General features: G+C 58.9%; 8 protein-coding genes. 2 read left to right on the top strand and 6 right to left on the bottom strand.

Annotation, left to right across the window (positions count from 1 at the left end):
• The 5 genes from QZ511_RS05380 to cydP all read right to left on the bottom strand — a co-directional run.
• Positions 1-249, bottom strand: a 249-nt coding sequence (locus tag QZ511_RS05380) for a hypothetical protein (protein WP_295800090.1), incomplete at its 3' end; no start/stop codon positions are given.
• Between the two features lie 44 nt (positions 250-293).
• Entirely contained in the window at positions 294-413 is a 120-nt protein-coding gene (gene cydX, locus QZ511_RS05375) for a cytochrome bd-I oxidase subunit CydX (RefSeq protein WP_295800086.1), read from the bottom strand.
• A gap of 12 nt (positions 414-425) precedes the next feature.
• A complete protein-coding gene (cydB, locus tag QZ511_RS05370) occupies positions 426-1559 on the bottom strand; it encodes a cytochrome d ubiquinol oxidase subunit II (protein ID WP_295800083.1) in 1134 nt (377 codons plus the stop codon).
• Positions 1560-1570: 11 nt separating this feature from the next.
• Positions 1571-3142, bottom strand: a complete 1572-nt coding sequence (locus QZ511_RS05365) for a cytochrome ubiquinol oxidase subunit I (RefSeq protein WP_295800081.1) — start codon at positions 3140-3142, stop codon at positions 1571-1573.
• Positions 3143-3331 carry a cytochrome oxidase putative small subunit CydP gene (cydP, locus tag QZ511_RS05360; RefSeq protein ID WP_295800078.1) on the bottom strand — a complete coding sequence of 63 codons (189 nt, stop codon included), beginning with the start codon at positions 3329-3331 and terminating at the stop codon, positions 3143-3145. It abuts the gene before it with no gap.
• A 430-nt stretch (positions 3332-3761) separates the two neighbouring features.
• On the opposite strand from cydP, the gene QZ511_RS05355 reads away from it, so the two are divergent.
• A complete protein-coding gene (locus tag QZ511_RS05355; RefSeq protein WP_295800073.1) occupies positions 3762-4739 on the top strand; it encodes an alpha/beta hydrolase in 978 nt (325 codons plus the stop codon).
• A 228-nt stretch (positions 4740-4967) separates the two neighbouring features.
• Positions 4968-6044 (top strand): peptidase M42, encoded by a 1077-nt coding sequence (locus QZ511_RS05350; RefSeq protein WP_295800070.1) that lies wholly within the window; start codon positions 4968-4970, stop codon positions 6042-6044.
• Here the strand turns inward: QZ511_RS05350 and QZ511_RS05345 are convergent.
• Positions 6023-6367: a hypothetical protein gene (locus tag QZ511_RS05345; protein ID WP_295800066.1), complete on the bottom strand. Its 345-nt coding sequence runs from the start codon at positions 6365-6367 to the stop codon at positions 6023-6025. The two genes, QZ511_RS05350 and QZ511_RS05345, sit on opposite strands and share 22 nt — an antisense overlap.
• Between the last annotated feature and the right edge of the window lie 93 nt (positions 6368-6460).

Below are 6460 nucleotides of genomic sequence, written 5' to 3'. Positions count from 1 at the left end.
CAGGGCAAGCCAGCCGATCACCAGCAATGATGCCCACGCCAGTATTGCGCAGGCAAGTTGCAGGTTGCGCGGAGTGCGGCTCAGAATGCCCGACCCGTACACCACCCCGATACACAGGCCGGCCAGCAGCAGGCTGGTCTGCGCCAGTGACGGCGCAGCGCCGTCGCGATACAACAGCAGTGGCCAGAAGGTAACGCCCAGCGCGGTAATCAGCGAAATAATGAAGGTGGTGAGTCTCAGGGCTTTCATGGGCCGCTCGGAGTGGTTCGGTTGTGTAGTTTCGGGCAGTGCGCTCACTCTTCGAACTCCACTTGCCGCCGGTCCATGTCTTCCGTCACTTCCAGCCACAGCGCATTGACGATGGCAAAGGCGCAGGCCAGCAGCACGCCGAGTATCCAGGCGAAATACCACATAGATTGATCTCCTCAGTAACTGCTGTGTGAGTTTTCCTCGATATATTCCTTGCTCACCCGGCCAAACATCTTGCGGTAACACCAGATGGTGTAGAGCAGGATGATGGGCACAAACACCACCGCGGCGGCAAACATCAACCCCAGGGTCAGTTCGCTGGAGGTGGCATCCCACATGGTCAGGCTCATGTTCGGATCCCGGGATGAGGGCAACACAAAGGGAAACAGCGCAATGCCAGCGGTGAGAATGACACAGGCCACGCACAGGGAGCTGGTGATGAAAACCAGAACACTTTCCGCGCGGCTCAGCAGCAGGGTAAGGCCCGCCATTACGATGGCCAGTATTGGGATAAGCCACAGCAATGGCATTTGCTGATAGTTTGCCTGCCAGCCACCGTTGCCATAGGCCACGGTTTTCATCAGCGGATTGAGTTTGTCGCCGGCAGGTTTCATATCCACGATATGCATACCGTCGATGCCGAGCAGCAACCAGATACCCGCGAGTACAAACAGCACGATCACCGCGGCGGCGGTAACCTGGGTGACGGACTGTGCGCGCATCAGTACCAGGCCCTGGGTTTTCATCTGCAGCCAGGCGCCTCCCTGCATTGCCAGCATCGACACAGATAGCAGTCCACTCAGCAGCGCGAAGGGGTGCAGCAGGCCCCAGAAAGAGCCGTGGTAGCTCGCGCGCAGCAGGGGATCCAGTTCAAACGGCAGCCCCAGAAACAGGTTGCCGAAGGCCACGCCAAAGATCAGCGCCGGCACCAGCCCGCCAATGGTGAGCCCCCAGTCCCAGGCGTTTCGCCAGCGCGGGTCGTCAATTTTCGACCGGTAATCGAATCCTACCGGGCGGAAAAACATCGCGCAGAGAGTGATGATCAGTGCCACATACAGGCCCGAGAAAGCGGCGGCATACACCATCGGCCAGGCGGCGAAAATCGCCCCGCCGGCGGTGACAAACCACACCTGGTTGCCCTCCCAGTGGGGGCCAATGGAATTGATCATCACCCGCCGGTCCATGTCGGACTTGCCGATGACACGCAGCAGCATGCCCACGCCCATATCGAAGCCGTCGGTGATCGCAAACCCGATCAGCAATACCCCGATCAGCGCCCACCAGATCAGCTTGAGTGTTTCGTAATCCATCGGGGAGCTCCTTACGCTTGCGCTCGTGGGCTATCTGTCAGCTCGAAGTGATATTTACCGGTGCCCAGGCTCGATGGACCGAGGCGGGTAAAACGCAGCATCAGATAGACTTCGACAATCGCCAGCGCGGTGTAAAAAGCGATGATCGCGGTCAGGCTGCCGATCACCTCGCCGCGGCTGATCGAGGATGCGGACATGTAGGTGGGCAGTACTTCCGCGATGGACCATGGCTGGCGCCCGTACTCCGCCACGATCCAGCCACACTCGGCGGCGATCCACGGCAGGGGCAGCGACCACAGGCAGGCGTAAAGAATCCCGCGGTGGCTGGAACTGCGGTGGCGGGCGGACTGGATAAATGCGGCAATAAACACCAGCAGCATGATGAAGCCGGCGCCGACCATGATGCGGAAGGTCCAGAACAGGGGGGCGACCCTGGGAATCGAGTTTTCCGCTGCGAGCCGGATCTGCTCGTCAGTGGCATCGGTGATATTTTCCGTGTAGCGCTTTAGCAGAAGGCCGTAGCCCAGGTCGTACTGCAAATCGGAAAAGGCATTTTTGGTTTCCTGGCTGGTGTCGCCGCTGCGCAGTTTTTCCAGCAGGGTATAGGCCTCGATACCCCGGCGGATACGCTTTTCATTGTCGGGGATGATGCGGTCGAATCCGACCACCTCTTCATCCAGGGAGCGGGTGGCGATCAGGCCCAGCATCCAGGGGATCTTCACTTCAAAGCGGTTTTTTTTCTGTTCCTGATCGGGAAAGGCGATCAGGGTGAAGGACGCTGGCGGTTTCTGTGTTTCCCACTCTGCCTCCACCGCCGCCAGTTTCACTTTCTGTACATCGCCCACGGTGTAACCGCTTTCATCCCCGAGCACGATCACCGACAGGATGGACGCGAGGCCGAAACTGGAAGCGATGGCGAAGGAGCGGCGGGCGAAGGGGATATCCCGCCTCTTCAGCAGGTAATAAGACGACACACTGAGTACGAACATGGCCCCGGTGACATAGCCCGCAGCTACCGTGTGTACGAATTTCACCTGGGCGACCGGATTGAAGAGGACGTCCGCAAAGCTCGCCAGTTCCATCCGCATGGTGTCGTAGTTGAATTCAGCGCCGATCGGGTACTGCATCCAGCCGTTGGCAATCAGGATCCACAGCGCCGAGAGGTTGGAACCGATGGCCACCAGCCAGGTACACACAAGGTGTTGCACCTTGCCCATGCGATCCCAGCCAAAGAAGAACAGTCCGATAAATGTCGACTCGAGGAAAAACGCCATCATGCCCTCGATGGCCAGCGGCACGCCGAAGATGTCTCCGACATAATGGGAGTAGTAACTCCAGTTTGTGCCGAACTGGAATTCCATGGTGATGCCGGTGGTCACCCCGAGGGCAAAGTTGATACCGAACAGCTTGCCCCAGAACTTGGTCATGTCCCGATAGATGGTCTTCCCGGACATGACGTAGCAGGACTCCATGATCGCCAGGATAAACGACAGACCCAGTGTCAGCGGAACGAACAGGAAGTGGTAGAGGGCGGTGAGGGCAAATTGCAGTCGGGACAGGTCGACAACGGCTTCATCAATCACTTAGCGCTCCTTGTCTGTGTGATCGAGGGGTTGGGGCGAGGTTTCCGTATGCAGAAAGCGCGAAGTTACCGGCTCGATGTTCTCAGTATCGGGACTGAAAAAGAAAATCTTGAGCAGGATGATCAGAATTAACTTGATAACAAGAACGGCACCCAGTTCCAGCAGCAGGCGACGATCGGTAAGGGACATAGTTTTTCCGCCAGTTCATCGAGGATGAGACGCTGCGCGACACCAGTCTAGCAACAGCTTGGCGACATGGTGGTAGATAGCGGAAGTTTGGCGTGTAAAGGCAGGTGTTTCAGCCGGGCAGCAGGGCGGCAACCACGAGCACAATGCCCAGGTTGCTGAGCAGCAGGACGGTCAGTTGTAACGGTCTCATCATGGGCCTCCATCTTGTCTTTATTCTATCTAGGGCCATCTAGACACAATGGTATTACCAAAAATCGTGACGTAAAAGCCTGTATTTGTTCATTTTTCCTCAAAAAGGCACTGTGTTAGCATCGCTTGGGGTGCTTATTGGTCAGTCCGGAATTAGATGTCTGGTGGAATTGGGCGACCAGATCGATGCCCTAAATATAGTTTGCAGCGAGTGGCGATTAACGCCGGGCAGGGGGAGAAGATGTCAATATTTTGCAGATATACCGCAGCGGCACTGGCGCTGTTACTGTTCGTCATTCAGGCAGAAGCCTTTCCGGTGGACGATTCGTTTACCGCGGAAAAGGCCTACGCCAAAGCCCGCAAGCAGTACCCGCAGATAGAGATTGCCCGGGTGGAGCCGGCGCAAGGGGTAGCGGTTGCGAGAAACCTGGTCTACCGCGAACTGGGGGCCCGGCAACTGCACCTGGACCTGTTTGCCCCTGAAACTACAGAAAATACCGCCCGGCCGGCGGTACTGCTGGTGCATGGCGGCGGCTGGCGATCCGGCAACCGCACGCTGCAGGAGCCCCTGGCCACCTATCTGGCCAACCGCGGCTTTGTCTCTGCCACGGTGGAGTATCGGCTGTCGCTGGAGGCCCGCTACCCGGCGGGCGTCCAGGATGTCAAAGCCGCCGTGCGCTGGCTGCGCGGGCATGCCGATGAGTACGGTGTGGATCCGGCGCGGATTGCCATCCTTGGTGCCTCCGCCGGCGCGCAGTTGGCGACACTGGTTGGGGTAACCCCAGGGGTGGCGCATTTTGTGGAACAAGGCGAAAAGGCCGACCGCGATGCAGAGTCCATTCAGGCGATCGTCAATCTGGATGGGGTGGTGAGTTTTACCACGCCGATGGCCCTCAAGCACGAAAACGACCCGCGCAAGAACCCGTCCGCCGCCGGCGCCTGGTTCGGTGGGCGCTACCAGGAGGTCCCCGATCTCTGGCACCAGGCATCGCCGCTGGAGTACGCAGGCGACCAGTCACCGCCAACCCTGTTCATCAATTCCAGCCACCCGCGCTTTCACGCCGGGCGCGACCAGTACCGGGACAAGTTGCGGGCTGCCGGTATCGCCACCGAAGTGATGACCCACCCCGACACCCCGCACCCCTTCTGGCTGTTCCAGCCCTGGTTTGAGCCCACTGCGGAACGGGTTGCCAGTTTTCTGCAAACGACACTGAAATAACATTCGTACCAACGGGTTTTCCGTGGATATACTCGCGGAAAATTTTCATGCTTCAAAAGTTGGATGCGAAGGTGACGCTGCCGGGTACAGCCTTGTGAGACCTTCACCGCCATGGATGGCGGTGCAGAGCCCCCAGGGATGGGTGCACGGCGTGTCTCACAAGGCTGTGCCCGGTAGCGACACTGCCACCGCTTTATTTGTGCCCGTACTGCGCGGAGTTTCAGATTTATGCAACAGGCTGATCAATTCATCGACTTGCTTAAACTGCTGGTGCGTAGCCCCAGTGTGGTGGGGGCCGAACATTCATTCCTGCGGGTACTGCAGCGGGAGCTGGAAGAGCGGGGCGCAAAGGTCACCTGGTACGAGGGGTTACTGGTGGCCCAGGGCAAACAGCCGCGCAGTGCCATGTTTTCCGCACATATCGACCGCCACGGCCTGATCTGCACCGGCCCCAACGAATTCCAGTACGCCGCCTTTGTCTCCGGGCGCCGTTCCGACCTGCTGGGTAACTCGGTATCGGAAAAGCTGATGACGAAAATCGTCGACCGCTTTACCGGTGTGCCGGTTACCGCCTATGAACCCTGGTCCGGCTCCTATCTTGGCGCCGGGCATATCAAAAATGCCTACGTCTGCGAATACCGCAACAACCTCATTTTTGAAGTGGACGGGCTCGAACACCTGGTAGCCGGCACCCCGGTTGCGTTCACCGACCGCCTGCGGGTAGCGGATGGCATCCTCAGTGCGCAGCTGGACAACGTGCTTACCGCCGCGCATCTGGTGCACCTGTTTTCGATCGGGTTTGAAGGGACCGCGTTCTTTACCGCACAGGAAGAATCCGGCAGTAGCTGGCGCTACTTGCTGGAGTGGTTCCGCCGCTTTAACGGCGGCACGGAAAAGCTGATTGTGGTGGATACCAGCCCGTATCCCGACCGGCGCGCGGCGGACCAGCAACAGGTGGTGTTGCGGCGGCGGGACGCCAATGCGGAGTTCAATCGGGGGACTACCACAAGATTGGAAAAGCTGTGTCTGCGGCACGGCACCGTGTTCAGCTTCAAGGATGCCTATATCGACGAACAGAACAGTATTGCCCTAGCCCAGGGGCAGGAACCACAGTCCCTTGGGAGTACCGAGCTGGGGCGAATCGTGGCGGCCTCCAATGGCTTTGTGCAGGGCACTACCCTGCAAATCCCCACGACCGGCTATCACACCATGGAAGAGTCCGCGTCGTTCAGCGCCAACAGTGCGTTCAGTGAGCTACTGGTAGCACTGGCGGAAGGGGAACCTCAGAACTCTTCGCTCATCTGATAGCGGCAGTTGCCGCAGTAAGGCCGGTCCGACTGGATGACCCCGGTGTGGGGGTGCACCCGCAACAGGCGTTTTTTATTGCCGTGGAACGCCGCGATATTCCAGTAACCGTTGCGGAAGCGGGGTTCGCTGAACGAGTGGAATCCCAGCCGTTTCAGGCGCTGCTGCACCGCCCCCAGGCTGAGGGTGAGCTCATCCGGCCCGCCGTCCAGATCGGGACCGTACAGGCCGGGGGGGATGGGTGCGTTTGCGGGGCCGGAGAACTGGAAATCCTGCGCGGTAAACGGACCTGGCTGCTGGGCCAGCACAGAAATCGAGAACAAGAGCGCGCTCACCGGTATAAAAAGACCTGCCGTGACACTGGCAAACTGCATGGCATTCCCCAAATTGCCTTTATCCAGTCATTGGTAGGGTGG

The sequence above is a fragment of the uncultured Microbulbifer sp. genome, assembly GCF_913055755.1.
Classification (GTDB): Bacteria; Pseudomonadota; Gammaproteobacteria; order Pseudomonadales; family Cellvibrionaceae; genus Microbulbifer.
Note: the sequence above shows the minus strand (reverse complement) of the source record. Positions and strands in the feature narration are given on the sequence as shown.

Excerpts from the sequence above, each read along its gene's own strand:
- cydX (WP_295800086.1), bottom strand. The coding sequence starts at position 413 with ATGTGGTATTTCGCCTGGATACTCGGCGTGCTGCTGGCCTGCGCCTTT.
- cydB (WP_295800083.1), bottom strand. The coding sequence starts at position 1,559 with ATGGATTACGAAACACTCAAGCTGATCTGGTGGGCGCTGATCGGGGTA.
- cydP (WP_295800078.1), bottom strand. The coding sequence starts at position 3,331 with ATGTCCCTTACCGATCGTCGCCTGCTGCTGGAACTGGGTGCCGTTCTT.
- QZ511_RS05355 (WP_295800073.1), top strand. The coding sequence starts at position 3,762 with ATGTCAATATTTTGCAGATATACCGCAGCGGCACTGGCGCTGTTACTG.
- QZ511_RS05350 (WP_295800070.1), top strand. The coding sequence starts at position 4,968 with ATGCAACAGGCTGATCAATTCATCGACTTGCTTAAACTGCTGGTGCGT.